The organism is Streptomyces sp. NPDC107454, from assembly GCF_055582885.1.
In genome coordinates this window covers 240,299-266,214 of sequence record NZ_JBVJPA010000013.1, presented here as the reverse complement: position 1 = coordinate 266,214, position 25,916 = coordinate 240,299, and the positions used below count along the sequence as shown (strand labels likewise).

The 25,916-nt window shown below is 71.3% G+C and carries 24 protein-coding genes; 12 read left to right on the top strand and 12 right to left on the bottom strand.

What is annotated here, in order from left to right; genetic code table 11:
* The first annotated feature begins 118 nt into the window (after positions 1-118).
* Positions 119-4,018: an FxSxx-COOH system tetratricopeptide repeat protein gene (fxsT, locus tag ACZ69M_RS32230; protein ID WP_470055361.1), complete on the top strand. Its 3,900-nt coding sequence runs from the start codon at positions 119-121 to the stop codon at positions 4,016-4,018.
* Between the two features lie 10 nt (positions 4,019-4,028).
* Here the strand turns inward: fxsT and ACZ69M_RS32225 are convergent, their stop codons facing one another.
* The 4 genes from ACZ69M_RS32225 to ACZ69M_RS32210 all read right to left on the bottom strand — a co-directional run bounded on the left by ACZ69M_RS32225 (position 4,029) and on the right by ACZ69M_RS32210 (position 7,584).
* Positions 4,029-5,843, bottom strand: coding sequence for an HEXXH motif domain-containing protein (locus ACZ69M_RS32225; protein WP_470055360.1), 1,815 nt, complete (start codon positions 5,841-5,843; stop codon positions 4,029-4,031).
* A 17-nt stretch (positions 5,844-5,860) separates the two neighbouring features.
* Positions 5,861-6,031, bottom strand: coding sequence for a hypothetical protein (locus tag ACZ69M_RS32220; RefSeq protein ID WP_470055358.1), 171 nt, complete (start codon positions 6,029-6,031; stop codon positions 5,861-5,863).
* A gap of 131 nt (positions 6,032-6,162) precedes the next feature.
* On the bottom strand, positions 6,163-7,278 hold the full coding sequence (locus ACZ69M_RS32215; protein WP_470055356.1) for an effector-associated domain 2-containing protein: 1,116 nt from the start codon (positions 7,276-7,278) through the stop codon (positions 6,163-6,165).
* A 3-nt stretch (positions 7,279-7,281) separates the two neighbouring features.
* Positions 7,282-7,584: a trypco2 family protein gene (locus ACZ69M_RS32210; protein WP_054232450.1), complete on the bottom strand. Its 303-nt coding sequence runs from the start codon at positions 7,582-7,584 to the stop codon at positions 7,282-7,284.
* 195 nt (positions 7,585-7,779) lie between these two features.
* Between ACZ69M_RS32210 and ACZ69M_RS32205 the strand changes: the two genes are divergently transcribed.
* Complete coding sequence (locus ACZ69M_RS32205; protein ID WP_159055261.1) at positions 7,780-7,950, top strand: hypothetical protein; 171 nt, start codon at positions 7,780-7,782, stop codon at positions 7,948-7,950.
* Positions 7,951-7,970: 20 nt separating this feature from the next.
* A complete protein-coding gene (locus ACZ69M_RS32200) occupies positions 7,971-9,734 on the top strand; it encodes an HEXXH motif domain-containing protein (RefSeq protein WP_470055353.1) in 1,764 nt (587 codons plus the stop codon).
* 11 nt (positions 9,735-9,745) lie between these two features.
* Here ACZ69M_RS32200 and ACZ69M_RS32195 read toward each other — a convergent pair whose 3' ends face one another.
* Positions 9,746-10,729, bottom strand: coding sequence for an aminoglycoside phosphotransferase family protein (locus ACZ69M_RS32195; protein WP_470055351.1), 984 nt, complete (start codon positions 10,727-10,729; stop codon positions 9,746-9,748).
* On the opposite strand from ACZ69M_RS32195, the gene ACZ69M_RS32190 reads away from it, so the two are divergent.
* From ACZ69M_RS32190 to ACZ69M_RS32180, 3 genes are all read left to right on the top strand, one after another.
* Positions 10,728-11,381, top strand: coding sequence for a rhomboid-like protein (locus ACZ69M_RS32190; RefSeq protein ID WP_470055349.1), 654 nt, complete (start codon positions 10,728-10,730; stop codon positions 11,379-11,381). The genes ACZ69M_RS32195 and ACZ69M_RS32190 overlap by 2 nt on opposite strands.
* A 10-nt stretch (positions 11,382-11,391) precedes the next feature.
* Positions 11,392-12,801, top strand: coding sequence for an NAD(P)/FAD-dependent oxidoreductase (locus tag ACZ69M_RS32185; RefSeq protein WP_470055347.1), 1,410 nt, complete (start codon positions 11,392-11,394; stop codon positions 12,799-12,801).
* A gap of 62 nt (positions 12,802-12,863) precedes the next feature.
* Positions 12,864-13,346 (top strand): GNAT family N-acetyltransferase, encoded by a 483-nt coding sequence (locus tag ACZ69M_RS32180; protein WP_470055345.1) that lies wholly within the window; start codon positions 12,864-12,866, stop codon positions 13,344-13,346.
* Here the strand turns inward: ACZ69M_RS32180 and ACZ69M_RS32175 are convergent.
* Together ACZ69M_RS32175 and ACZ69M_RS32170 are read right to left on the bottom strand one after the other, a co-directional pair.
* Positions 13,335-14,843 carry an MFS transporter gene (locus tag ACZ69M_RS32175; protein WP_470055343.1) on the bottom strand — a complete coding sequence of 503 codons (1,509 nt, stop codon included), beginning with the start codon at positions 14,841-14,843 and terminating at the stop codon, positions 13,335-13,337. The two genes, ACZ69M_RS32180 and ACZ69M_RS32175, sit on opposite strands and share 12 nt — an antisense overlap.
* Before the next feature lie 57 nt (positions 14,844-14,900).
* Positions 14,901-15,881 (bottom strand): zinc-binding dehydrogenase, encoded by a 981-nt coding sequence (locus tag ACZ69M_RS32170; RefSeq protein WP_470055341.1) that lies wholly within the window; start codon positions 15,879-15,881, stop codon positions 14,901-14,903.
* Between the two features lie 156 nt (positions 15,882-16,037).
* Between ACZ69M_RS32170 and ACZ69M_RS32165 the strand changes: the two genes are divergently transcribed.
* The gene (locus tag ACZ69M_RS32165; protein WP_470055339.1) at positions 16,038-16,739 is read left to right on the top strand and encodes a pentapeptide repeat-containing protein; all 702 of its coding nucleotides are present in this window, start codon (positions 16,038-16,040) and stop codon (positions 16,737-16,739) included.
* A gap of 32 nt (positions 16,740-16,771) precedes the next feature.
* Here ACZ69M_RS32165 and ACZ69M_RS32160 read toward each other — a convergent pair whose 3' ends face one another.
* The gene (locus tag ACZ69M_RS32160; protein WP_054232473.1) at positions 16,772-17,272 is read right to left on the bottom strand and encodes a hypothetical protein; all 501 of its coding nucleotides are present in this window, start codon (positions 17,270-17,272) and stop codon (positions 16,772-16,774) included.
* A gap of 58 nt (positions 17,273-17,330) precedes the next feature.
* On the opposite strand from ACZ69M_RS32160, the gene ACZ69M_RS32155 reads away from it, so the two are divergent.
* The gene (locus ACZ69M_RS32155) at positions 17,331-18,755 is read left to right on the top strand and encodes a M1 family metallopeptidase (RefSeq protein WP_470055337.1); all 1,425 of its coding nucleotides are present in this window, start codon (positions 17,331-17,333) and stop codon (positions 18,753-18,755) included.
* A 133-nt stretch (positions 18,756-18,888) separates the two neighbouring features.
* Here ACZ69M_RS32155 and ACZ69M_RS32150 read toward each other — a convergent pair whose 3' ends face one another.
* The 3 genes from ACZ69M_RS32150 to ACZ69M_RS32140 form a co-directional block, all read right to left on the bottom strand.
* Positions 18,889-19,710, bottom strand: a complete 822-nt coding sequence (locus tag ACZ69M_RS32150) for an SgcJ/EcaC family oxidoreductase (protein ID WP_470055335.1) — start codon at positions 19,708-19,710, stop codon at positions 18,889-18,891.
* A 4-nt stretch (positions 19,711-19,714) separates the two neighbouring features.
* A complete protein-coding gene (locus ACZ69M_RS32145) occupies positions 19,715-20,362 on the bottom strand; it encodes an MPN domain-containing protein (protein WP_470055333.1) in 648 nt (215 codons plus the stop codon).
* A gap of 199 nt (positions 20,363-20,561) precedes the next feature.
* Entirely contained in the window at positions 20,562-21,137 is a 576-nt protein-coding gene (locus ACZ69M_RS32140; RefSeq protein ID WP_403689483.1) for a TerD family protein, read from the bottom strand.
* Between the two features lie 204 nt (positions 21,138-21,341).
* On the opposite strand from ACZ69M_RS32140, the gene arfB reads away from it, so the two are divergent.
* The 3 genes from arfB to ACZ69M_RS32125 all read left to right on the top strand — a co-directional run bounded on the left by arfB (position 21,342) and on the right by ACZ69M_RS32125 (position 23,216).
* Positions 21,342-21,770 carry an alternative ribosome rescue aminoacyl-tRNA hydrolase ArfB gene (gene arfB / locus ACZ69M_RS32135; RefSeq protein WP_060898768.1) on the top strand — a complete coding sequence of 143 codons (429 nt, stop codon included), beginning with the start codon at positions 21,342-21,344 and terminating at the stop codon, positions 21,768-21,770.
* Positions 21,771-21,869: 99 nt separating this feature from the next.
* Positions 21,870-22,157 carry a hypothetical protein gene (locus ACZ69M_RS32130; RefSeq protein ID WP_067371743.1) on the top strand — a complete coding sequence of 96 codons (288 nt, stop codon included), beginning with the start codon at positions 21,870-21,872 and terminating at the stop codon, positions 22,155-22,157.
* An 84-nt stretch (positions 22,158-22,241) separates the two neighbouring features.
* Positions 22,242-23,216, top strand: coding sequence for a sigma-70 family RNA polymerase sigma factor (locus ACZ69M_RS32125; protein ID WP_470055330.1), 975 nt, complete (start codon positions 22,242-22,244; stop codon positions 23,214-23,216).
* Positions 23,217-23,240: 24 nt separating this feature from the next.
* Here the strand turns inward: ACZ69M_RS32125 and ACZ69M_RS32120 are convergent, their stop codons facing one another.
* Complete coding sequence (locus ACZ69M_RS32120) at positions 23,241-23,750, bottom strand: flavin reductase family protein (RefSeq protein WP_352044066.1); 510 nt, start codon at positions 23,748-23,750, stop codon at positions 23,241-23,243.
* A gap of 429 nt (positions 23,751-24,179) precedes the next feature.
* Here ACZ69M_RS32120 and cdgB point away from each other — a divergent pair, with 429 nt between their 5' ends.
* Positions 24,180-25,904 (top strand): diguanylate cyclase CdgB, encoded by a 1,725-nt coding sequence (cdgB, locus tag ACZ69M_RS32115; protein WP_470055328.1) that lies wholly within the window; start codon positions 24,180-24,182, stop codon positions 25,902-25,904.
* The last annotated feature ends 12 nt before the right edge of the window (positions 25,905-25,916 follow it).

Below are 25,916 nucleotides of genomic sequence, written 5' to 3'. Positions count from 1 at the left end.
GGCATGACCGGACGCTCTGAGGGCGCTTATGCAGTGTGACGACGGTCCACGACCACCATCCGCATCGGCATCGGTATCCGCATCGGCATCGGCGTCCGACGACGCGTCACTCGACGTGGTGTCGCACGCCCTGCGTGGCCTCGGGCGGGCTTCTTCCGCGGACCGCCCCGACGTACTGCCGGACGTACTGCTCGTGGTCGACGACTACGTGACCATGCGGGTCTGGGACGAGACGGTCGCCCGACTGGCCGACGAACTCGCCCGCCAGGAGGCGCTCGGCCCGGTCACCCGCTTACGGCTGCTGAGTTCGGACGACACCGAGCCGGGCCGGATCCGGCTGGAGCACCTGCCCCCGCCCGTGGGTGAACACCGGGTGGTGCTGGTGCTGACCGACGGGCTGGCCGCAGGCTGGCGTTCGGACGCGGTGCTGCCGCTGCTGCGCGAACTCGGCCGCTCCGAGCCCCTCGCGGTCATGCACCTGCTGCCCCAACGGCTCTGGTTCCGTACCGGCTTGGACGTCTACCGCATGCGTCTGCGCTCCGGGCACCCGTGGGCGCCCAACGACTCCCTGGGCTGGGAGCTGCGCACCTCACCCCTGGAACCGGTGGAAGACGACACGGCGGCACGGGCCGGCGTGGTGCCCGTCCCGGTCCTGGAGCGGACCGGTCACTCCCTCACCGGCTGGGTCGACCTGGTGACGGGCCGGGCCGCGGACGGCGTGGAGATGTCGGGCGTGCGAGCCCGCGACTGGAAGCGGCGGCCGGACGCCGCGCGTGCCGTGCCCTGGGTCGACGACGTGCCCGACCCCGCCAGCGCCGTACCCCCGTGGGAGCGCGTCTCGGAGTTCCGGGCCGCCGCCTCGCCCACCGCGTTCGCGCTGGCCACTCGACTTGCGGCGGCTCCTTTGGCGTTGCCCGTCATGAGCGCCCTGACGGCGTCCGTGCCCGGTGCCGGACCCGCCCACCTCACCGAGCTGCTGATGAGCGGTCTGGTGCGGCCCGCGGGCGCGGAGGCCGAACGCGCGGCCGACGTGGTCTTCGCCTTCGGCCCGAACATCCGCCAGGAGTTATTGGCGCTGGCCCGCCGCCGGGACACCGTTCGGGTGCTGCACGACGTACGGGTGCTGATGGCGGTTCCGGAGGGCTCCGACCCGGTCCTGCCCGCCGCGGACGAACTCCTCGAGACGACCGACGTGCCACCCGTGACCCCGCGGAACGTGGCGTTCCTGCGCATCGAACTGGCCGCGCTGCGCGCCCTGTCCGGGCGCTTCCTGCCCCAGGCCGAGCGTCTCGCGCGGGCACTGAGCGCGTACGACCTGCAGAACACGGTCAACCTGGGCAAGGACGCACGTACCCATACGCGGCACCAGGACCCCACCACCCGGGCCCACCGGGATGCCGCACACGCCCCGAGGGGGCCCGAGACAACTTCAGAAGGAGCCACGACCATGGCGACCACGCAGCAGCCCGCGGTGGAGAGCGCGCGCTCGACGCAGCCGCGCATCTGGGGGAACATCCCCCCGCGCAATCCGAACTTCACCGGCCGCGTGGACCTTCTGGAACGACTGCGAGAGCGCCTGCGGGAAGGCACGACCACCGTGCTGCCCGAGGCCATCCACGGCATGGGTGGCGTCGGCAAGACCCAGATGGCGATCGAGTACGCCTACCGGCACCAGTCCGAGTACGACGTCGTCTGGTGGATCCCCGCCGAGCGCCCCGGGCAGATCGGCCAGGCGCTGGTGGAGCTCGCCCAGCGGCTCGGCCTGGGCACCAGCGCCGAGGCCAACATCGCCGGACCCGCGGTGCGCGAGGCGCTGCGCGAGGGGCGGCCGTACTCGCGCTGGCTGCTGATCTTCGACAACGCCGACAGTCCCGAGCGCGTCCGCGACTACTTCCCCACCGGCGGCAGCGGCACCATCCTCGTCACCTCCCGCAACCGGCGCTGGAGCGTCGTGGGTCCCTCCCTGGAGGTCGATGTCTTCACCCGGGAGGAGAGCAAGGAGCTGCTGCGGCGTTCGGGTTCCCCCGGGGACCTCGACGACGCCGAGGCGGACCGCCTCGCCGATGCCCTCGGGGACCTCCCGCTCGCGCTGGAACAGGCCGCCGCCTGGCGTGCGGAGACGGGGATGCCGGTATCGGAGTACCTGCGCCTGTTCGAGGACAAGCGCAGTGAACTCCTTGAGGTGTCACCGCCGCCGGACTACCAGCTTCCGGTCGCGGCCGCGTGGAACGTCTCTCTGGACCACTTGGAGACGCGCAGCCTCGCCGCGCTGCGGCTGCTCCAGCTCTGCTCGTACTTCGCGCCGGACCCCATCTCCCGTTCGATCTTCTCCGGCCTCGGCGGTTCCAGCATCGACCCCGAACTCGACCGGGCCCTCAACGACCCGATGCGGCTCGCCCGCGCCATCCGGGAGATCAACCGCTACTCCCTCGCCCGCATCGACCACCGGACCAACTCGATCGAGATGCACCGCCTGGTGCAGGCCGTGCTGATCAACCGCATGACCCCCGAGGAACAGAACCGCATGCGCAATGGGGCCCACACCCTGCTGGCCGCCTCCGACCCCAAGGGGCCCAACCAGTCGGCCAACTGGCCGCGCTACGCCGAGCTCTACGGCCATGTCATCGCGTCGGGCGCCGTCGAGTCCGACCAGCCGTGGGTCCGCGAGCTCGTGATGAACGTCGCCAAGTACCTCTGGTACTGGGGGGATCACAAGGTCGCCCGGGAGTTCTCGGAGCAGGCCTGGGAGGTGTGGCAGCGGCTGTTCGGGGAGGAGGATCAGCAGACGCTCCTGATGGGTTGGTGGCTCGGCTTCCTCTACCTGATGGTGGGGCGCTACGACGACGCCTCCCGGCTCGTGGCCCAGCTCAGGGACGTCTACGACCGCACCGCGCCCGCGAACCAGGAGGACACGCGCGAGGACGCGCTGGTGGCGCTGAACCTCGAAGCCGCGGTGCGCCGCCACCAGGGGGACTTCGGTGCCGGTGCCGAACTGGACGAGATGGCCTACGAGCGTGCCCGGCGCGCCTTCGGCGAGGACGACCCCACCACGCTGGTCACCGCTCACAACCTCGGGGTGAGTCTCCGGCTGGTCGGCGACTTCCAGCGCGCGCTGGAACTGGACCGGCACACGCACGCGATGAAGACACGGCTGTTCGGCCGCGATCACCAGCAGGCACTGGTGACCGAGGCGAGCGTCGCCGTCGACGTGCGTGAGACGGGTGACTACGTGGGCGCGCGGTCGCTGCAGCAGGCGGTCGTCGACGGTTACCGGGCTGCCTTCGGAGCCGGTAACCCCACGACTCTGCGGACCGTGCGGCAGCTGAGCGAGGCCTGCCGCAAGGAGGGCGACCACGTCACCGCGCTGGAACTGGCACGCGACACGTTCGACCAGTTCACCCGCCGTTACGGCGACACGCACCCGGAGTCCCTGACCGCCGCGCTCGCCCTCTCGGTGGCGTTGCGGCAGAACGGTCAGCTGGAGGCCGCCAGGGACCGCGGCGAGAAGGCCAGCGAACGCTTCCGCACCATCTACCAGGGCGACCACCCTCACGTCCTGGCGGCCGATGTCGACCTGGCGGTGACGCTGCGGCTGCTGGGACGGGCGCAGGAGGCCAGGCAACTCGACGAGGCGGCGCTGGAGTCACTGACCGGGCGCCTCGGGGAGAACCATCCGATCGTGCTGGCCTGTGCCATCAACCTGGCGAGCGATCTGAGTGCGCTGGGGCGGGTGGAGGAAGCCCGCGAACTCGGCGAGAAGACCGTGGCGTTGTGCCGGGCGCGGCTGGGTGAGGACCATCCGACCACGTTGGTGGGTGCGGCGAACCTCTCCCTGGACCTCGTCATCCTCGGGGAGGAGGCGGCGGGCGAGGCGCTGCGCGCGGACACCCTGGCCCGTATGGAGAGGGTCCTGGACGGGCCCCGCCTCAGGTCCGCCGAGTCCGCTCCCCACCCGGCGACCGTGCAGGCACGGGCCAGGAAGCGGACCGACTGCGACATCGACCCGATGCCGATGTGATCCGTCCCGGTCAGACCGGGGGTGAGCCGAGCCAGGTGGCGAGGCGGATCGGGTCCGGCGGGGTGTCTGTGACCTGCCGCAGGGAGCGGTGCACCGCTCGCGCCCGTTCGGGGTGGTGGCACAGCAGGTGGGCCGCCGTCGGTTCGGTGTCCGCCACGGCGAGGGCACGGCCGAGGCCGGCCCAGGCTCCGGCCCGGTCGGGCTCCACGGCCAGGTCCGCCAGGTAGGCGTGCCGGGCCGCCGCGGCGTCGCCCGCGGCCAGCAGAGCGTCTGCGGTCACCGCGCCGGTGACGCGGGCCGCGGCCTTCTCGGGCCAGTCGGGCGAGGGCCGGTCGTCGTCCGTGTCGTCGAGGCGGTAGCGGACGAGCATCGCCAGGCTGTCCAGCCAGCGTGCCGAGGGATCGGGCACGACCTCGGGCTCGGCCGCCAGGGCACCGGGCGGGCCGCTCGCCCCGTCCAGCCAGGCGCGTACGGCCGCGTCGACCGCGGGCGCGGCGGGCCGCAGATGGTGTGCCCGCCAGCGTGCGACGTGGTCGTCGGTGCACAACCGGGCCAGGGCCCGTTGCTCCTCGGGAACCGGCTCCGCCAGCCACTGCGCGCAGTGGTCGCGCAGTGTGTCCAGCAGGGCAGTGCCGAGCGGGGTGAAGCGCGGATGCCGGTGGATCTGCTCCATCGCCGCTGCCACATGGGTCCGCCACAGCGCGAACTCGAACTGCGCCATGGCGGTCTGCGCGGCCGCGGCCGTGCGGTGCGCGCGCCAGAAGCGGGTGATCCCCACAAACGCGTAAATACCTTGCAGCAGCCCCTCAAGAGGCCGGGGATCGTCCCGCCAAGGCGCGTACCACAGCTGCGTACCGCCGTCGGAGCTGTCCGTAAGCAGCGGCGTCAGGTGGAGCAGTCCGCCCAGTTTGGTGTGCTGGAACTCGTGCACGAGGGTGACGGCCAGTTCGATGGCGTCGTCCGGTTCCGAGGCCTCGATGCCCCCGAAGGCCTCGCCGGCTGTCACACTGCGTGGCCGAAACCTTTCCCTGGCCGCTGTCGGTGTCAGTGAGAACACGCTCCGCCGCATGGCCTCCGCCGTGCGTGTCTGCTCTCCCAGCAACACCGCCCAGGCCCGCTCCAGCAGTTGCCGCCAGTGCGCGGCGGCCTCCTCGGACAGGGGACGCGGCTCGGTCGGCTGCGGATACGTCCGGTACGGATCCACGTCGTCCAGCGCGATCTCGAGCCGCCGGCCTGCCGGGCCGACCGTCAGCCGGCGCACCGGATGCCACCCCGCTCCCGCCGAACCGAACGGGAGCGGTATCACGACCTCGGCCCCGGACGCTTGCACCACGGCGCGCCCGGCCTCGGCCCGCACGGTGGCCGTCGTCCATGGTTCGGTCGTGGGCAGCACCGCACAGCCCAGGGCCGGTAACGGCACCCGGCCGTGCCGCGCCGGCACCTCGATGCCGAAGTCCAGCTCCGCGCGTAGCGCTGCCGCCGCAGCGAGCGCCGAGAAGTGGCCGAGCACCACCCATAGCGGCGGCTCCGTCCCGGACGCCGTCCCCCGCAGCCGGTGCAGCGCGGTGGCCAGCCACATGCCCGTCTGCGGATACATGAGCAGGTCGTCGACAAGGGCGGGCGCGCGTTGCTGCGCCTGGCTGAGGAGGTTCCACGCGGGGCCGAGATCCGTGGCGTCGTCGAGCATCCTCAGCAGCAGCAGGCGGCGGCTGCGTTCGGCCCCGAGCAAAGAGGTGAGGGTGGCCGGGCCACCCTCACCACGGACGAGTTCGGCCAGGCTGTCCGGCGGCAGGCGATGATGCGGCAGGGACGGCTCAGCACTCACGAGCGACCCCGGCGGTGTCAGTCGAAACGTTCGGCACCGCCGTCGATTCCGCTGACGCTGGCCATCTGGTGGTCGATTCTTCGCTGCAGTTCCTCCAGCGACGAGGCGAGGACCCGGCTGTCAATGGAGCGCAGCGTTTCAAGAGATACCCCCGCGAGATCGACCAGGCTGGACTCGACGGCGGCCACAGACGGCTCCATGACGGCCAAACCCCTTCCCCCCGGCTGCATTTGTGGATGCGGGCTGCTCACATCCCCCTGATAATGGCCCGCCCTGCCCAGGATGAAACCCCGCACCCGCGGGGCGGCGCGATATCAGGTCAGCGGCTCTCACCGGCTCGACGGTGGCGCCGGGACAACTCCACCGCCTCTTTGTCCATGCGGGCCACCCCGGCGGAGTCGCCCTCCATCAACCGTATCGCTTCGAGGAGTTGGTCCAAGGTCCCCGGGTAGCGCAGGCAGGTCCGCAGGATTCCGAACACGTCCGGTCGCAGCGCCGGTGTCCTCGGACTCATGGCCGCGACGGCCGGGTTGATGCTGTTCAGGACCAGGGCCAGGGTGGTGCGGTCGCTCACCGTTGGCAGTGCCGTCAACGCGCCCACCAGGCCGTCGAGTTCGCGCAGCGGCAGGTCGTCGCGCAGGTCGGTCAGGGTGACCGGGCCCGCGGCGGCGGTCGGTGCGGACGGGACGCGGGGCAGCTCGGATGCCGACGCGGGCAGGCCGGCGCACTCGTGCAGCAGGGCCAGTTCGGACCTGGTCAGCAGTTCGTACCAGCGGTTCACGCGGACGGCGGCGAGGCGGCCGAGACCGTCCGAGCGGTGGTGCGCGCTGACCAGGCCGATGATCGCGTCGTCGTGCCAGACAGCCGCGCCCGACATGCCCTCCCAGGGCGACCGGTCCGGCTCGGCGTCCGACTCGGGCGGGGTGACGGCGAGTTCGAGTGTGCCCTCGCGGCGGTTGGACAGCACCGAGGTCATGCCCGTCGCGTGGCAGGAGTCGCGGTACTGGGACGCCGAGCCGTCGTCGAGCCGTCGCATCCGGTCCTCGCGCAGCTTGAACCGGGGGAAGCCCATCGCGCTGCACGGCAGGACGAGGTCCGCGTCGGGCACGGCCCCGTACGAGGGGGGTTCGGTCACGGCCGCGTGGACGCCGTGCGGCGCGGATCCGTCCAGTTCCAGGAGCGCCACGTCGGCCTTCTCCGAGGCCAGTACCACCCGCGCGGCCACGGTCCACTCGTCGGCGCGGTCGGCCTCGAACCGTACGTCGGTGGCTCCCGTTCTCGCGTCACGGACGACGTGTGCGGCGGTGAGCACCCACCAGGGACCCACCCGGTAGCCGGAACCGCGCCGTCCGGGGCCCCGCCCCGCGAGGGGGCGCACCATCACCTCCGCCACCCGGACCGGATCCAGTCCGCGGCGCGGATCCTGTGCCGTCACGGCTCAGCGCTCTCGTTCGGCCTCGGCGCCGCCCACCCACGGGGCCCGTCCGCCGCCGCTGTGGGTGCGCGGGTCGAGCGTCAGCTTCACCCGGTGCGTGACGCTGTCCGCCACCCGGCCGTCCGCGCCGGCCTCCACCACCCAGAAGCGGATCTTGCCGCCCGCCGTCGCCGACCGCTCCACGACCACGGCCGCCTCCAGCTCCACCGGACCCACCTCGAAGTACAGATCCTCCCCCTCCGCGGCCGTCCGGGCCGCGGTCAGTTCCCTGCGCAACTCCTCGATCAGTTCAGCGAGTTCAATCACATCCAGTCCCTACCCCCACCGCCCGTACTCCCACCGCCCTTCCGTCACCCGATCCGGGCCGATTCCACGCTGTGGCCCTGCGGGACGACTTTGATGCAATAGGGTCACCCAAGTAGCCTGAAATCCCTGGAAACGTCATATTCAGTGATATGTAAGGCATTGATCGCATCACTTCACTGTCACAGGGGCGCCGCCATGGAGAAGTCCGGAGTCGAGTCCGAGCTGATCGACCTCAGCGACGTTCCGCTCGACGCGTGGCCCCAGTTGGACCTGCCGTCCGCGCAGGGCTCCATGCGCCGGCTGCTCAGCCGTATCGACGACCCGGCGAGCAGCCTCGGCGGCTACAACCCGCAGCGCGACGCGTAGCGGCGCGAGAGGTGCGAGAGGTGCACCAGACGGTTCGGTCCCCTGCCCTGCCCCACGCCTTGTCGCAGGCCCTGCCCCACGTTCTGCCGTCGCAGTCGTTCGACGAACTGCTGTGCGGTGGGGGTGGCCTCGCGACGGTGGACCGTCTGCGGGTGAGCGAGCGGAGCTGGCGGCTGCTCGTCGTCCGGGCCCTGCTGGACTCGGCCGCGACGGCACCGGCCGGCCCCCTGCCCCCCTTGGCGGACGGCTGGAAGTTGCTGTCGCGCGCCTGGGCCCTGTCCAAGGAGGCGGTGGAAGACCTGCTGACGTATCCGGCCGTGGGCGTGTGGGCGGCGCACACGCTGCGCCGGCTGCGCGGGACGGCCCAGGACGACGCACCCCTCTGGGCGGACACCGGGCACCTCCACGCGATCGCCGCCACCGCGGCCGTCCGCGTCGGCCTGGAGTTCCGTACCGACGTCCCGGTCCGCCACGGCTGGGTGGTCCTGCCCGCGCTCGGGGCGATGCGGGTGCCCGGCCGGGCGGACTGGGACGTGGCCGAGGTCAGCGCCTCCGCGGGATCCGTGCGGATCGCCGGGCGCCTCCTCGGAGGGCCGGACTGGCATGCCCTGACCGAACTGCGCGCCGACGGCTGCACCCTGCTCCTGGACGACACCGACCCCTACCGCGACCTGCGCGGACCGGCCGGGGTGGAACCGATCGACTCCACCGCCGAGTGGCAGGAACTGTTCGGCCCCGCCTGGGACATCCTGCGGCGCACCGACACCGAGGTGGCCGAGGCGCTGGCCGGCGGACTGGTGTCGGTGGTGCCCCGGCCGCGCGCCGAGAGGTTCCGGCCGCACAGCGCGTCCTCGGGCGACGCCTTCGGCACCGCCCTGGCATCGGCCCCGGACGACGCCGAGCAGTTCGCCTCGACGCTGGTGCACGAGTTCCAGCACAACAAGCTCAGCGCGTTCATGCACCTGTTCACCCTGTACGACGACCAGGGCACCCGGCTGCACTACGCCCCCTGGCGCGACGACCCCCGTCCCCTGGGCGGGCTGCTCCAGGGCGTGTACGCCTTCTTCGGCGTCACCGCGTTCTGGCGGCGGCGCGGCCACGCCCTCGGACAGTTCGAGTTCGCGCTGTGGCGCAGCCAGACCGCGTACGCGCTGCGCGCCGTCGGTTCGGCGGACGGGCTCAACGATCTGGGGCGGCGGCTGGTGGCCGAGCTGACGCGGCGCATCGAGCCCTGGCTCGACGAGCCGGTCGACGCCCGGGTCCGGGCCGCGGCGGCCCTGGCGGTCGCCGACCACCGTGCCACCTGGCGCGCCTGCCACCTACGGCCCGCGCCGGGGACCCTCCGCGCCCACGCGTCGGCCTGGGCCGACGGAAACCCGCTGCCCAGGGCCACGGACGAGCCCGTGCCCGTGCCTGTCCCGGGCAGTCCGGCGCGGGGCATCGACACCCGGGCGGTGCTGCTGCGATGGCTGCTGGCGGACCCCGCGGGCTTCGCGGCGCTGCGGGACGACCCCGGCGCGGTCGTCGCCGGCGCGCGCCGCGAGGACATCGCCCTGGTGGAAGGCCGTAGCGCCGAGGCTCTGAGCGCGTTCCGTGCGCGCATCGGCCGCGGCGAGGGCGACCCTGAGACCTGGGTGGGGCTCGGCCTCGCCGCGCGGGCCGCCGGGGACCCGGCGGGAGACGGACTGCTGGGCCGCCCGGAACTGGCGATGGCCCTGCACGGCGAACTGAACGGGCAGGCCGATCCGCTGGCACTGGGGCGCGCCCTCGCGAACGGGGCCTGAGGGGCGATCTCCTAGGCTCCGCGCGGGGTGTCCCGCAGCCGCCGCGCGATCTCCAGCTGGACCGCCTCCAGCGGGCGGCCGTCCTCGATTTCCCACAGAGTGTTCTGTAGGACACGACCGAGGGTCCAGGCACGGGCCCGCTCGCGATCCAGGCCCAGGACGTCGGTCATCGCGTCGAAGCGCCAGTGGATCTCGGCGGGCTCGAAGCGGTTGCCGAGCGCCGGGCAGAGGTCGAAGCCGGGGTCGCCCGCGAGCGGCTTGGGGTCAATGGCGACCCAGGGCCCGCGGCCGGCGGAGCGGGCGCCCCCGTCCTGGATGGCGTCGGGGTCCTGGAGGCCCCGGAGGTCCTGGAGGACGTTGTCGTAGTGGAGGTCCCAGTGGAGGAGACGGTCACCCGGCTCGGTCGCCACCTCGCGCACCGCCGCCGCGCAGTCCTCGACGAGATGACGTTCGGCCGGGTCCGCGATCAGTTTCAGGGCCCCCGGCACCCGCTCCAGCATGGCCTCCGCGATGTCACCGAGCCGCCGCATCCCCTCCGGCGCCGGCACGGCCGTCAGCCGGGCCAGCAGCCGCGCGACGACCAGGGCGGCCTCGCGTGTGTCGGGGAGGTGCGTCAACATGCGGGTGTGGTCGAGCCGTTCGAGCAGCAGCGTGCAGGTGGCCTCGTCGTGCGCGAGGAGGCGTACGGCCGCGCCGCCGTCCCAGACACGCAGGGCGGTCGGCTCACCCGCGCTCTCCTCGTCCAGGAGCTGGAGCTTGAGCACGGCGGGGGTGCCGTCGGCCCGCAGCACCGGCAGGACCAGCGCCGTGACACCGTGCATGGAGGGGCCGTCGAGGCGCAGCCCCCAGCGCTCCAGGAAGTGCGCGGCCCGCTCGGGCAGCCCGGCGACGAAGGCGCGCCCCGCCGCTCCGTTGTATGTGGCCTGCGAGGCGGCCAGACCCGCCGGAACGTCGATCACGGAGCCGAGCCTACGTGCGGCGGAGAGGCGGCTCATGAGCGTTGACGGGGCCCTGCAGCGCGCCGGGAGCTACCTCCGCAGTGCCCCCGGCACCTATGTGTGGCTGGTGATCCTCTTCGTCACCACGGTGGCTCTGCACCACATGACTCCGGATTTCGAAGAGGACTTCCTGCGCCAGCGGTCCACGAACATCCACGAGCTGTCGGACAGCCCGGTACGGGTGCTGATCACCAGTGCGATGTGGATCGACGGCGGTCTCTGGCTGCCGTACGCCGCCCTGTTCACCGTTTTCCACGCCCAGGCGGAGCGCTGGCTGGGCACCCTGCGCTGGCTGGCGGTCGTGGTGGCCGCGCACGTCCTGGCGACGCTGATCAGTGAGGGTGCGCTGCTGGGTGCGATCCGGCGCGGGGCGGCGCCGCACTCGGCGGTCGACACCCTGGACATCGGGGTGAGCTACGCGCTGGCGGGCGTCATAGGGGTCCTCACGTACCGCGTCGCGGTGCCGTGGCGGTACCTCTATCTGGCGGTCATCCTCGCGGTCTACGGCCTGCCGCTGATCACCGGCCGCACCTTCACCGATTTCGGGCATTTCATATCGATCCTGATAGGTCTCTGCTGCTATCCGCTGGTCAGAGGCCGCGGAAAAGCATGGAATCCGAAGGAGACACTGGCCACCCTCAGGGGTTAACGTCCCGCCCATGAGCAGCAGCACAGGAAGCGGCACGGCCAACGGCGGCATCTCCTTCTGGTACGCGGACGACGGTCTGCCCGAGCCCCGCGAGCCCCTGCCGGGCGACGCGACCGCCGACGTCGTGATCGTCGGCGGCGGCTACACGGGCCTGTGGACCGCGTACTACCTCAAGAAGGCGGCCCCCTTCCTGCGCGTCACCGTCCTGGAGCAGAAGTTCTGCGGCTACGGCGCCTCCGGGCGCAACGGCGGCTGGCTCTACAACGGCATCGCGGGCCGCGACCGGTACGCCAAGCTGCACGGCCACGAGGCGGCGGTCCGTCTCCAGAAGGCGATGAACGAGACGGTCGACGAGGTCGTCCGGGTCACCGCCGAAGAGGGCATCGAGGCGGACGTCCACCAGGGCGGCGTCCTGGAAGTGGCCTACACGCCCGCCCAGCTGGCCCGCCTGAAGGCCTTCCACGAGCACGAGCTCTCCTACGGTGAGAAGGACCGCGAGCTCTACGGCGCCCGGGAGACCGTCGAGCGCGTCCGGGTCGCGGACGCGGTCGGCTCGGCCTGGACCCCGCACGGGGCGCGTCTGCACCCGGTGAAGCTCATCAAGGGGCTGGCGGCGGCCGCCGAGGCACTCGGCGTCACGATCCACGAGAAGACGCCGGTCACGGAGATCCGCCCGAAGCACGCGGTGACGCCGTACGGCACTGTGCGCGCCCCCTACGTCCTGCGTTGCACGGAGGGCTTCACGGCCTCCCTGAAGGGCCAGAAGCGCACCTGGCTGCCCATGAATTCCTCCATGATCGCGACCGAGCGGCTGACCCCGGAGCAGTGGGCGACGATCGGCTGGGAGGGTCGCGAGACGCTCGGCGACATGGCGCACGCCTACATGTACGCCCAGCGCACCGCCGACGACCGCATCGCGCTCGGCGGCCGGGGCGTCCCCTACCGCTTCGGCTCGCGCACCGACAACGACGGCCGCACCCAGCAGGCGACCATCGACGCCCTCCACGAGATCCTGGTCCGCTTCTTCCCCTCCCTGGCCGGCGTACGGGTCGCGCACGCCTGGTCGGGCGTCCTGGGCGTCCCCCGCGACTGGTGCGCCACCGTCACCCTGGACCGCTCCACCGGCCTCGGCTGGGCGGGCGGCTACGTCGGATCCGGCGTCGCGACGACGAATCTCGCCGCGCGTACCCTGCGGGACCTGATCCAGCAGGACTCGGGCCAGGCGGGCCCGACCGACCTGACCGCCCTCCCGTGGGTCGACCACAAGGTCCGCAAATGGGAGCCGGAGCCGTTTCGCTGGCTGGGCGTGCAGGGCATGTACGCCACCTACCGCACGGCCGACCGCCGCGAACTCACCACACACAGTGCGCAGTCGTCGCGGCTCGCACGTATGGCCGACCGCGTCGCGGGCCGGCACTGACCACCGAAGCAGACCTCTGTCCCTGTGCGAGGGGTGTTTCACGTGTGTGTGAAACTGCGCCCATGATTCGCACCGCGACCCCCGACGACATCCCCGTCATCCACGCGATGGTCCGTGAACTCGCCGAGTACGAGAAGGCACCGGACGAGGCGAAGGCATCCCGGGAGCAGCTGCACGAGGCGCTGTTCGGGGAGCGGCCGGCCGCGTTCGCGCACATCGCGGAGTCGGCGGGGGAACCGGTCGGCTTCGCGCTGTGGTTCCTGAACTTCTCGACCTGGCGCGGGGTGCACGGGATCTACCTGGAGGACCTCTACGTCCGGCCCGGGGCGCGCGGCGGCGGGCACGGGAAGGCGCTGCTCACCGAGCTGGCACGGATCTGCGTCGAGCGCGGGTACGAGCGTCTGGAGTGGTCGGTCCTGAACTGGAACCGGCCTTCCATTGCGTTCTACGAGGCGTTGGGCGCGCGTCCGCAGGACGAGTGGACGGTGTACCGGCTGACGGACGGGGCGCTGCGGGAGCTGGGGAAGCCGGGTTCAGGGGACTGACTCGGGCACGGGGGCCGGTGCGGTCGCGTGTCTGGGGGTCCTCGCGGTGACCATGAGGCCCGCGACCAGACCGGCCAGGAGCATGATTCCGGCGGCCCACCAGATGGCGACCGTGTAGCCGTGCACGACGCCCTCGCGGACGATCAGGGCCTTCCGGGCGGGGCTGGTGAGGTGCGCGGCGATGTACACCGCGCCGCTGGTGGTGGCGATGGTGTTCAGCAGGGCCGTACCGATCGAACCACCCACCTGCTGTGACGTGTTGACGGTCGCGGAGGTCACGCCGGAGTCCTGTGGGGCGACCCCGGCGGTGGCGGTGGCGAAGACCGGCATGAAGATCAGTCCCATGCCGAGGCCCATCAGGATCAGACCGGGCAGCAGCCGGCCCGCGTAGTCGGCGTCGACCGTGAGGCGGGTGAAGAACAGCATCCCGGAGGCCGCGAGGAGCGCTCCGGGGACCATCAGCACGCGCGGTGCCACGCGGCGCAGCAGCCGCGCCGAGATCTGCGTCGTGCAGATGACGATCGCGGCCGTCATGGGCAGGAAGGCCAGGCCCGCCCACACGGGCGAGTATCCGAGGACGACCTGGAGGTAGTAGGTCATGAACAGGAAAATGCCGAACATGCCGATGACGGCGAGGGCCATCGTCAGGAAGCAGCCCGCGCGCGTGCGGTCCTTGATGATGTGGAGCGGGAGCAGTGGGCTCGGGGCCCTCGTCTGCCAGTACACGAACGCGGTCAGCAGCACGATTCCGCCCGCGAGGAAGGCCAGCACCAGCGGGTCCGTCCAGCCGCGCGCCTCCGCCTCGCTGACTCCGTAGACGATCGCGACGAGTCCGCCGCAGCCGAGCAGCACACCGGGGATGTCGAGCCGGGCGCGGGCGTTGCCCGGGGGGTCGGGCAGCAGCGCGAACGCGCCGAAGACACCGACGACGGCTATGGGGATGTTGACGTACAGGCACCAGCGCCAGTTCAGGTACTCGGTCAGCAGCCCGCCCATGATGAGCCCGATCGCCGAGCCGCTGCCCGCGAGGGCGCTGTAGACGGCGAAGGCCTTTCCGCGCTCCTTCGGCTGGGTGAAGGTGGTGGTCAGCAGGCTGAGCGCGGAGGGGGCCAGGACGGCGGCGAAGGCGCCTTGGAGAGCGCGGGCGCCGTAGAGCATGGCGGAGTTGCCCGCCGCGCCGCCGATCGCGGAGGCGGCCGCGAAGCCGATGAGGCCGACGACGAAGGTGCGTCTGCGGCCGACGAGGTCCGCGATCCGGCCGCCGAGCAGCAGGAGGCCACCGAAGGCCAACGTGTACGCGGTGATGACCCACTGGCGGTTGCCGTCGGACATGCCCAGGGCGCGCTGTGCGGAGGGAAGCGCGATGTTCACTATGGTCGCGTCGAGGACGACCATCAGCTGCGCGAGGGCGATGATCACGAGGCCCCACCAGCGGCGGGAGTCGGCCCCTTCGGAGATTCCAGGGGTGCCGCGTTCACCTGATCGGGTGGCGCTCACTTGCCCAGAAGACCATGAATTGGTATGTATCGCATCTTTCCGGACGGTTGATCCTGGTCACGGCTCCAGGACCACCTTTCCGACGGTGGCGCGGGTCTCCAGGGCCCGGTGGGCCCCGGCCGCCGCGACCAGCGGGAAACGGGTCACGGCCGGGGTGAGGCGGCCCGCGGCGGCTTCGGCGAGAGCCCTCAGCTCCAGCGTGCGGACGGGGTCGGGACCGCCCGCCGCGCGCAGCATCACGGGGCCGAGGACCTGCTCGGACACTCCCTCCACGAGCAGTGGCCCGCCGCTCTGGATGCCCTCGCCGGACCAGCCGAAGACGAGGTGCTTCCCGCCGGGGCCGAGGAGGCCGACGGCGGCGCGGGCGACATCACCGCCGACGCCGTCGAAGACGACGGTGACCGGCTTCCCGTCCAGATGGGCGCGGACCCGGTCCGGCCAGCCGCCGTCCTTGTAGTCGACGGCCAGGTCGGCGCCGTTCTCGTGGACTCGGGCCACCTTCTCCGGGCCGCCCGCGAGACCGATCACGGTGGCACCCGTGTGCCGGGCGTACTGCACGAGCAGGGTGCCGATGCCGCCCGCGGCGGCGGGGATCAGGGCCACGGAGCCGGGGCCCAGCTCGGCGAACTGGAGGATCCCCATCGTCGTGCGGCCCGTGCCGATCATGGCGACGGCCTGGGCGAAGTCCAGGTTCTCCGGGATCGCGTGCAGGCGGTCGGCGCCGGTGACGGCCAGTTCGGCGTAGCCCCCGGGGGCGAACCCGAGGTGGGCGACGACGCGCCTGCCGAGCCAGTGGCCCTCGACGCCCGCGCCCAGGGACTCGACGGTGCCGGCGACCTCACGGCCGGGGATCGTGGGCAGCGGGGTGGGGGCGGGCGCCGGGCCCCGGGCACCCGCGCGCAGGGCGGTGTCCAGGAGGTGGACACCGGCCGCGGCCACGGCGATACGGACCTGCCCCGGGCCCGGTTCGGGATCCTCGGTCTTCTCGTACGTGAGGTTCTCGGCCGGGCCGAAGGTGTGCAGACGGATGGCGTGCATGACGGTCTCCCTCGCTGACGTGCTGAGGCGTGCCTGATCGCTCGGAACGTGCTTGATCGCTCGGTGGCGGTGCGGCTCAGCGTTCAGCCTCAAGCGCGCTTGAGGTCAAGGCGCGGGTCGGGGGCGTTGTCAGTGGCGGAGTGCACGATGGGGGGCATGGTGCGAAAAGCGGCGGGCAGGGCGAGCGGGCGGGGCCAGGGGGCGCGGCGGCCGGAGGTGCGGCTGCCGCCGCTGGAACCCCATGACGGCGCCGAGCTGGAGCCGGACGGGGACTATGACGGGCTGGAGTTCCGGGAGGCGGACTTCGTCGGGCAGGACGGCGGAGGAGCGACCTTCATGGACTGCGCCCTGACGGGGTGCGCGCTGGACGAGACGCGACTGCACCACGCGCGGCTGCTGGACTCGGTCCTGACGGGCATACGGGGCGTGGGCACCGATCTCGCCGAGTCGACCTGGCGCGACGTCGAGTTGGTGGACGCCCGCCTGGGCGGGGTGCAGCTGCACGGGGCGGTGCTGGAGCGGGTCCTGATCCGCGGCGGCAAGATCGACTATCTGAACCTGCGCAAGGCCCGGCTCAAGGACGTCGTCTTCGAGGGATGCGTGCTGGTCGAGCCGGATTTCGGGGCCGCCCGGCTGGAGCGCGTGGAGTTCGTGGACTGCGTCCTGAAGGGGGCGGACCTCACCGCGGCCACCCTGACGGACGTGGACCTGCGCCACGCGGCGGAGCTGGACATCGCGCGGGGCGTGGACCGGCTGGCGGGGGCGGTGATCAGTCCGAGCCAGCTGCTCGACCTGGCGCCGGTGTTCGCCGCGGCGCTGGGCGTGCGGGTGGACGGGGGGCCGGGACCGGGAGCGTGATGAGCCGGGGCCGAGTGGGGGGTACGGGGGTCTCAGCCCACTCGGGGGAAGCGGGCCTGGAGGGTCCAGATCGCCGGGTTCTCGGCGAGGTCGTCGTGCAGGTCCGTGAGGTCGGCGATCAGGTCGTGCAGGAAGTCGCGGGCCTCGCGGCGCAGTGCGGAGTGGGAGAAGGTCAGCGGCTCCTCGTCGCGCGGCATCCAGTCGGCCTCGATGTCCACCCAGCCGAAGCGCCGCTCGAAGAGCATGCGGTCCGTCGACTCGGTGAAGTCGAGCTCCGCGTGCTGGGGGCGCGAGGCCCGGCTGCCGCGCGGGTCCCGGTCGAGCTGCTCCACGATGTCGCACAGGGCCCACGCGAAGTCGAGCACCGGCACCCATCCCCAGGCTGTGGACAGCTCCCGGTCCGCCTTGGTGTCGGCGAGATAGACGTCACCGCAGAACAGGTCGTGCCGCAGCGCGTGGACGTCCGCGCGGCGGTAGTCGGTCTGCGGGGGGTCGGGGAAGCGGTTGGAGAGGGCGTAGCCGATGTCGAGCACGTAGGTGATGGTGTCATGGGCCCGGGTGGGGTTGCCGGGGCCTCGTAGGATCGCTGGTGTGCCCCGATCTTCCGACGTCGTCCGCTTTGCTCCGGCCGCGGCTCTCGCCCTCGCTCTCACGCTGACCCTCACGGCGTGCGGCGGCGGTGTGCACGGCAAGCCGGGTGCCACCGGAGTCCGGGATCCGTACTTCCCGAAGCTGGGCAACGGTGGCTACGACGTCACGCACTACGCCCTGACCCTCTCCTACGACCCCAAGGCGCGCCATCTCGACGGCACCGCCGAGATCACCGCCCGGGCCACCCAGAACCTCAGCGCCTTCGACCTGGACCTGAAGGGCCTGGACGTCGCCGCCGTCACCGTCGAGGGCAAGGAGGCCCGCTGGAACCGGGCGGGCCAGGAGCTGACCGTGCGTCCGCACGACGACCTCGACCAGGGCGAGACGTTCCGCGCGACGGTCCGCTACTCGGGCACCCCCGAGACGCTCACCGACCAGGACGACTCGCAGGAGGGCTGGCTGCCCACCGCCGACGGTGCTCTCGCCCTCGGTGAACCCACCGGCTCGATGGCCTGGTTCCCCGGCAACCACCACCCGTCCGACAAGGCGACGTACGACATCGCCGTCACCGTCCCGAAGGGCCTGCAGGTGGTCTCCAACGGCGAGTTGACGAGCGAGACGACGGCGGCCGACGGCCGCAGAACCTTCACCTGGCACACCGCCGAACCGATGGCGAGCTATGTCGCCACGGTCGCGATCGGCCGGTACGTCATCACGCGCTCGACGACGAAGAACGGCCTGCCCGTGTATGTGGCGGTGGACCCGACGCAGACCGCGGCCGCGAAGAAGGTGCTGTCCGAGATCCCCGAGATCATGGACTGGGAGGCGTACAACTTCGGCCCGTACCCCTTCTCCTCGACGGGCGCGATCGTGGACGGCGGCGACGACGCGGGCTACGCCCTGGAGACCCAGAACCGCCCCGTCTTCCCCGGTGCCCCGGACACCGGCACCCTCGTCCACGAACTGGCCCACCAGTGGTACGGCGACTCCGTCACGCCCAAGTCCTGGCAGGACATGTGGCTCAACGAGGGCTTCGCCACGTACGCGGAGTGGCTGTACCAGGAGGACCACGACGGCGAGACCGCCGACGAGATCTTCAACTCCCTCTACCGGGGCGACTACTACGACACCCCCGAGAAGAACAAGGCGATCTGGGCCTTCCCGCCCGCCAAGCCCTCCAGCGCGGCCCACATCTCCGACCCGCCCGTCTACGAACGTGGCGCGATGGTCCTGCACAAGATCCGCCGGACCGTCGGCGACGACACGTTCTACGACATCATCCAGGGCTGGGCCGCCACCCACCGCCACGCCAACGCCTCCACGGCCGACTTCACGGCCTACGTCGAGAAGAAGGCCCCGGACAAGGACTTCAGCGGCATCTGGAAGGACTGGCTGTACGGGGAGGGCAAGCCGCCCCGGCCGTGACTCAGGTCCCGGTGGGGTCGGGGTGGTGCGCGAGGGTGATCGCGACCCCGACGAGCCGCCCCGCGCTCCGCGCGAGCAGCACCGGGCCCGTGCCCGGTGGTGGCCGGGCACGGGTGGGGAGGAGCGGGGGTGGTCAGGTCTCGTCAGGGGTGGACGGGGGGCGGGGGCCGCCGAAGCCGTGTGCGGAGAGGTCGAACCAGTTGCCCTCCGGGTCCATGGCCCGGTACTCGGCGAAGGGGCGGTTGGTGAAGCGCTCAGCGGGCTTGTCCGCGCCCGCTTCGGCCAGGGCCGCCGAGGTGGCTTCCGTGTCGGGGACGTGGAAGCCGAAGTGGTTCATGCCGAGCGGGGTGTCACCGTCGAGGCGGTGCTTGATGAGGGCCAGGGAGAGGTAGCCGTCGGAGAGGAAGCAACTGCCGTCGGGGTCCCGGTGGAAGAGCTCCATCGAGAAGACCGAGGTGTAGAAGGCGGCCAGTTTCTCCGGGTCCTTGGCGACGATCGCCAGGTGGCGGAGCTTGGGACGGGCCTGTTCGGACTCGGTGGGCTGCGGCACGGCGGCTGTCTCCTTCGGGATCGCCGGGATCATGTTGTGGAACACGGTGAGGTGCCAGTCCCCGGTGGCGGTCCGCTCCGCCACCGCCAAGGCGTGTGTCTTCGCCAGGGGCGCGCCCGCGGCGGTGAGGATCGTCGACTCGGCCTCGACCGTCGCCAGGCCGGGACGCAGGTGACGGACCGCGACGATCCTCGCGTCCAGCCGCGTCGAGGCGTACTGCGTGCGGAACAGGCGGTCGTGGCCGGCCGCGATGCCCGCCCGGCCCGGTGGCTTGTCCCCCCGCACGGTGGTGAAGTCGCAGTCCGGGGAGAAGACGGAGGCGAAGAGCGCGGCGTCGGCCGATGCCCAGGCGCGGGCCATCGTTTTCCACAGGGCGTGGATCGCGTGCGTTTCGGCGGTCGTCATGACGTCAGACACCTACCGCGGTGCTCGTACGGACGCGCAGGGGGAGTTCGGTGCAGTCACGGTCGAGATGTTCGGCCGGGGGCGGAGCCCAGGCCGCGAGCGCGTGGTAGAACGCGTCGGCCCGGCGCTCCAGGTAGCAGATGATGTTGATCGGCCAGGCCGTCTGCCCGAAGACGTGGCGGTCCATGGGGGTGGGGCGCTCGCTGAGAACGACGGCGCGTTCCTGCGGCGGCCCTATGCGGTGCCAGTCGGGGTGCATGTGGATGGAACCCAGCAGTTCCAGGCCCAGGGCGTCCGCTTCCCTGGAGGCCTTGAGGAGGTCCCGGGAGTCGATCCACCAGGCGCGGTGCTCGTTCTCGTAGGCCGGTCCGAAGCGGGGCACGATCGTCTCGCTGAACTCGAGGCGGGCGGCCGGGTCCGAGGTGCGGGCGTTGCGGCCGAAGGCGACGCGTTCGACGCGGAGGGTGCCCCGGCCGGCGTTGCCCAGGAGGAGGGCGAAGCAGGGGAGGGGGGTTCGGGGGGTGATGAGCTGGTACTCGGTGACCGCGGCGGTGAGGAAGTCGTCGAGTGCCTGGTTGTCCATCAGGACGGTGGGGGGAGCGCCGTCGTTCGTACAGTGCTCGTCCGATAAGTCGGACAGGGAGTGGGACATGAGGTGGGGGCTCCGTTTCCCGTGGGGGGTGAATGGGACGCCCGGGAGCCTAGAGCTAAATGCTTGAAGGTTTCAGTACCTTGTTCGGAACGTGGGGATATCCCTATGAGGACAGGGAGCGGGGCGCGGGCGGCGGGAACGCGAGGAGCCCCTGGCCCGGTGTCCCGGGTCAGGGGCTCCTTCAACCGCCTTGTACGGATCAGACGTTGACGCCGAAGTCCTGGGCGATGCCGACGAGGCCCGAGGCGTAGCCCTGGCCGACCGCGCGGAACTTCCACTCCGCGCCGTTGCGGTACAGCTCGCCGAAGACCATGGCGGTCTCGGTGGCGGCGTCCTCGGAGAGGTCGTAGCGAGCGATCTCCGTGCCGCCGGCCTGGTTCACGATGCGGATGAACGCGTTGCGGACCTGGCCGAAGTTCTGCGAGCGGTTCTCGGCGTCGTAGATCGAGACCGGGAAGACGATCTTGTCGATGTCGGCCGGGAGGCCGGCGAGGTTGACCTGGATCTGCTCGTCGTCGCCCTCGCCCTGGCCCGTGACGTTGTCACCGGTGTGGACGATGGTCTGGTCCGGCGTCGCCTTGTTGTTGAAGAAGACGAAGTGGGCGTCGGAGTAGACCTTGCCCTGGGTGTTGACCGCGATGGCCGAGGCGTCGAGGTCGAAGTCGGTGCCCGTGGTGGTGCGGACGTCCCAGCCGAGGCCCACGGTGACGGCGGTCAGGCCCGGAGCCTCCTTGGTGAGCGAGACGTTGCCACCCTTGGACAGGCTTACAGCCATTGTTGGGAGTCCCTTCCCTCGTTGCGTACGTGCGCTGTGCCCGTACGTATGGGCTTCGTACGGGCACGAAGCTACAGCTACCCCTCACAACGCCAAGAGGGGTGTCGAAGGTTCCTGCCCTCTTTACTTTCTTTACCCTCTTGGCGGACACGCGGCGGCGAAAACGGGGTGACGTGGACCGGACATCCACGCGACCATGGACCCATGCCTGGTCCTTACGTCATCCGCGGCTCCGTCTCCCTCCCCGAGGCCGAGCTCCTGTGGCGTTTCTCGCGCTCCAGCGGGCCCGGCGGACAGCACGTCAACACCAGTGACTCGCAGGTCGAGCTGAGGTTCGACCTCGCGAAGACCGAGGCGCTGCCCCCGGTCTGGAAGGAGCGCGCCCTCGCCAGGCTCGCCGGGCGGCTCGTCGACGGCGTCATCGGCGTCCGTGCGTCCGAACACCGGTCGCAGTGGCGCAACCGGGAGACCGCGGCCGTACGGCTCGCCTCCCTGCTCGCCGAGGCCACCGCGCCACCGCCCAAGCCCCGCCGGGCCACCCGCATCCCCCGGGGGATCAACGAGCGGCGCCTGCGCGAGAAGAAGCAGCGCTCCGACACCAAGCGGGGCCGCTCCGGACGCGACTGGGGTTAGCGGCACCCACGGCACCCGCGAGTCTTCCGTGGGCGTGTCGGCCACTGCGTGAGTCCGAGGTGACAGGCCTTTGTGCCGAGTTGTCGCTAATCTCATGGAATGGACGGATACGAGGACAGGGCGCACCTCGAGTGGTGGGCCAATCGATCGACCTGCCTGGCGCGGATCCCCGTCCGGTTGCGGCAGGCCGCCGTGCCCGACGCCCGTGCGTGGGACGCCGTCGTCTCCGCGCCGCTGGACAGTGGCGCGCGTGAGGACATGCAGTTCCTGATCGAGGCCAGTCCGTACTTCACCCTCCGCTTCGCGGACGATTCCGTGAACGAGGTCGAAGTGGAGCGCTCCGGGGACGGCAGCCGACTGCGACTGAGCGCTGTCCCGGAGACGTGACGTCACATCAGCAGGCCGCGGTCCGTCAATGCGATGACGGGCACGCCCGTGCCGGACCGCGGCGGCGACCAGGAGATGTGACGTATGAGCGACAGCGAATTTCCCGGAGAGAACGGGAATGACGACAAGAATGCGAAGAACGCGAACGCGAAGAAGGCCGAGAACGCGAAGGACGGCGCGAACGCGAACGAATTTCTCGCCGCGCGATTCGAATCCCACCGTGGTCACCTCCGCGCCGTCGCCTATCGCATGCTCGGCTCCCTCTCGGAGGCCGACGACGCCGTCCAGGAGGCCTGGCTCAAGCTCAGCCGCGTCGACGCAGGCAGGGTCGACAACCTCGGCGGCTGGCTGACGACCGTCGTCGGCCGGGTCTGTCTCGACATGCTGCGCTCCCGCCGCAGTCGCGGTGAGGAGCCGCTCGGCCCCCTGGTGGAGGGGCCCGGTGTCCGGATGCCGGAGCCGGTGCTCAGCCCTGTCTCGGGCATCGACCCCGAACAGGAGGTGCTGCTCGCCGACTCGGTGGGCCTCGCCCTGTTGGTCGTACTGGAGACGCTGACGCCCGCCGAACGGCTCGCGTTCGTGCTGCACGACCTGTTCGCGGTGCCCTTCGAGGAGATAGCGCCCCTCGTGGGCCGTACGTCGGCGGCGTCCCGTCAGCTCGCCAGCCGGGCCCGGCGCAGGGTCCAGGGCGGGGCGCCCGTGCCCGATCCCGACCTGGCGCGGCAGCGGGCGGTCGTGGACGCGTTCCTCGCAGCGGCGCGGGAGGGCGACTTCGACGCGCTCGTCGCCGTGCTCGACCCGGACGTGGTGGCGCGGAGCGAGGGCGGAGTGACGACCGGTGCCATTGCCGTGGCCTCGGGAGCGAGCGGGTACGCGCACCTGGCCCGGATCGCGCGGCCCGCGCTCGTCAACGGCGCCGCGGGTGTGGTCGTGGTCGTGGAGGGACGCCCCGTCGGTGTCCTCGCCTTCACGGTCGTGCAGGGCAGGATCGCCGTCATCGACATCCTCAACGACCCGGAGCGGCTGGCCGGGCTGGACGTCACCGTCCTCGACCGGTAGCCCCCGGCCCGCGACGAAAGGGCGTCAGCCCAACTGCCGGTAGCGCCCCTTGAAGTGCAGCAGCGGTCCGCCGTCCCCGCTCGGTACCGACGCGGTCAGCACCCGCCCGATGACGAGGGTGTGGTCACCGGCGGCGACCCGCTGTTCGGTGCGGCACTCCAGGGTCGCCAGGGCGCCGCCGACCAGGAGCGCCCCGGACGCCTCGCCACGGACGTACGGGATGTCCTCGAACAGCAGGCGGTCGCTGATGCGGCCCTTCATGGCGAAGCGGCCCGCGATGTGGCGCTGGCTCTCGGAGAGCACGGAGACGGCCCACAGGGGCTGTTCGTCGAGCAGGTCGTCCATGCGGGAGCCCTCGCGCAGGCTGACCATGACCAGTGGCGGGTCCAGGGAGACGGACAGGAAGGCCGTCGCCGTCATGCCGACGTCCTCGCCGCCGGGGCCTTCCGGGTCCAGCGCGGGCTCGTGTGCGGCCACCAGGACCACACCCGCGGCCAGCCGGGACATGGCGGCACGGAACTCGTCGTTGCTCACCCCCTCAGCATGCACGGAGGGGGTGAGTGGAGCGGCAGAGGGAGTGTTCAGCACGCCGAAACGCTAGTCTCCGACCTCGGGGAGCCACATCGGACCTCGGCCCGAGCCGGGTCCTAGGTCTGGTCCTAAGCCGGGTCTAGGTCTCGGGACGGACACAACTGCGCACAGTGTCTACACAGCGTCCAAATAAGCGTTCAGTAAACACACGGGGAAATACAGAAACCCCACTCAATTGCTCATCTTCCGCTGTGACTTGAGTCACAGGAGCCATATTTTGTTGACCCTGTGTACCGAGTGGGCAGCGCGCTGTGATTCAGTGGCGTGGAAGCTATGCACGAAGCTACCAAGTAGTACGCGAGAGAACCGTAAGAGAACCAGGTACGCCGAAGACAACCCTGGAGTTGCTGCGAGGTCTCGAGGGGAGGGCGAATGGAGACCGAGTCGGAGCCCTATGTCCGTCTTGCGACCCTGCGGCAGCTCCATCAGGTGATGGCGGACATGAACACCGCGCGGAGCCTGGCGGACACGCTGCAGACCGTCGCCGACGGCGTGGTCACGGGCCTCGGCTACGAGCTGGCGTGTGTCAATCTCGTACGCCCCGACGGCGACCTCGTGGTCGCCGCGCTCGCCGGCAACTCCGCCGCCGAAGCGCTGATCACCGGCCGGGTCGGATCCCGCGCCTCCTGGGACCGCCGGCTGAACATGGGCGAGGCCTGGGGCGATCTGCGCTTCATTCCGCACACCGAGGGCTGGGTCCTCGACGACGACGACGTACCGCAGTGGTACACCGACGGGCCCGCGCCGCGCTTCGAGGACGAGTGGCACCCCTCCGACCGCCTCTTCGCCCCCATGTACACCCCGGGAATCTCCGGCGCCAGCTGCGGTGAGCTGATCGGCGTCCTGTCCGTGGACCGGCCGCGCAACGGGCGGCGCCCCGGCGCGTGGGGACGCGAGGCGCTCCAGATGTACGCCTTCCAGGCCGCCATCGCGATCAGCAACGCGCGTCTACGAGCCAATATGCAGCGCGCCCTGGTCCGCCTCGAGCGGGAGCAGCAGGCCCTGCGCGCCAGCGAGGAGAGCTTCCGGCAGGCCTTCGAGTACGCCCCCTCGGGCATGGCCATAGCCGAGATGGGCGGCGACCAGCACGGCCGCATCCTGCGCACCAACGACGCCCTGTGCCGCCTCCTGGGCCGGCCCGCCTCCGCGATGCGCCGCTACTCCTTCTCCGACCTCGTGCACCCCGAGGACATCGGCACCCTGCTCCGGACGTCCGCCGAGGGCGGGCGCGCCGAGCTCAGACTCGGCCGCCGCGACGGCACCTACGTCTGGGTCTCGCTGCGCAACTCCGTGGTCGCGGACGCCGCCGACGGCCCCCGCTTCCTGCTCACGCACGTCGAGGACATAGAGGAACGCAAGCGCCGCGAACTCCAGCTCGCCCACCGCGCCTCGCACGACTCGCTCACCGGCCTGCCGAACTCGGCCGAGCTGCGCTCCCGTCTCGGCTCCCGCCTCTGCCGGCGCCCCGGGGCCCTTCAGCCGGGCGCGGTCGAGTCGCTGGACGCGGCGTACGGGCACGGTCCGTTCGCGGACCAGGCGGCCGAGCACAACTCCTACGACAACCACCTCGGCGGCGGCGCGGGCGCCGCGGGCAACGGGAGCGGGCACGGGTTCGACCTCGGGCAGGACTTCGACGCGTACGAAGCCTTCGACCACCATGTGCACACCATCGCGCCCGAGGGTGAGACGGACGACGGCACCAAGGGGCTCGCGGTGCTCTTCTGCGACCTCGACGGCTTCAAGTCGATCAACGACCGCTTCGGGCACAACGCGGGCGACGCGGTGCTCATCGAGGTCGCCAGACGCCTGACCAACGGTGTCCGGGACGGCGATACGGTGGCCAGGCTCGGCGGCGACGAGTTCGTGGTGCTCGCCGACGGGCTCGGCCGGGCCGACGCCGCTGACCTCGCCGTACGGCTGCGGAACGCGATCATCCCGCCGATCCGTGTGGACGGCCGGGCCGTCCGGGTAGGCGCCAGCTTCGGCATCGGGTGGGCACACTGTGGCATGACGGCGGACGAGGTCTTGAAATCCGCCGACGAACGGATGTACGTCGAGAAACGGTCTCGTCCCAAACAGCATCGGCGTGCCGGATAAGTCACAGGTCAG

Coding starts and splice junctions, on each gene's coding strand:
- ACZ69M_RS32205 (WP_159055261.1), top strand. CDS start 7,780: ATGGAGAAGTCCGGAGTCGAGTCCGAGCTGATCGACCTCAGCGACGTT.
- ACZ69M_RS32190 (WP_470055349.1), top strand. CDS start 10,728: ATGAGCGTTGACGGGGCCCTGCAGCGCGCCGGGAGCTACCTCCGCAGT.
- ACZ69M_RS32195 (WP_470055351.1), bottom strand. CDS start 10,729: ATGAGCCGCCTCTCCGCCGCACGTAGGCTCGGCTCCGTGATCGACGTT.
- ACZ69M_RS32185 (WP_470055347.1), top strand. CDS start 11,392: ATGAGCAGCAGCACAGGAAGCGGCACGGCCAACGGCGGCATCTCCTTC.
- ACZ69M_RS32180 (WP_470055345.1), top strand. CDS start 12,864: ATGATTCGCACCGCGACCCCCGACGACATCCCCGTCATCCACGCGATG.
- ACZ69M_RS32170 (WP_470055341.1), bottom strand. CDS start 15,881: ATGCACGCCATCCGTCTGCACACCTTCGGCCCGGCCGAGAACCTCACG.
- ACZ69M_RS32165 (WP_470055339.1), top strand. CDS start 16,038: ATGGTGCGAAAAGCGGCGGGCAGGGCGAGCGGGCGGGGCCAGGGGGCG.
- ACZ69M_RS32150 (WP_470055335.1), bottom strand. CDS start 19,710: ATGACGACCGCCGAAACGCACGCGATCCACGCCCTGTGGAAAACGATG.
- ACZ69M_RS32145 (WP_470055333.1), bottom strand. CDS start 20,362: ATGTCCCACTCCCTGTCCGACTTATCGGACGAGCACTGTACGAACGAC.
- ACZ69M_RS32140 (WP_403689483.1), bottom strand. CDS start 21,137: ATGGCTGTAAGCCTGTCCAAGGGTGGCAACGTCTCGCTCACCAAGGAG.
- arfB (WP_060898768.1), top strand. CDS start 21,342: ATGCCTGGTCCTTACGTCATCCGCGGCTCCGTCTCCCTCCCCGAGGCC.
- ACZ69M_RS32130 (WP_067371743.1), top strand. CDS start 21,870: ATGGACGGATACGAGGACAGGGCGCACCTCGAGTGGTGGGCCAATCGA.
- ACZ69M_RS32125 (WP_470055330.1), top strand. CDS start 22,242: ATGAGCGACAGCGAATTTCCCGGAGAGAACGGGAATGACGACAAGAAT.
- cdgB (WP_470055328.1), top strand. CDS start 24,180: ATGGAGACCGAGTCGGAGCCCTATGTCCGTCTTGCGACCCTGCGGCAG.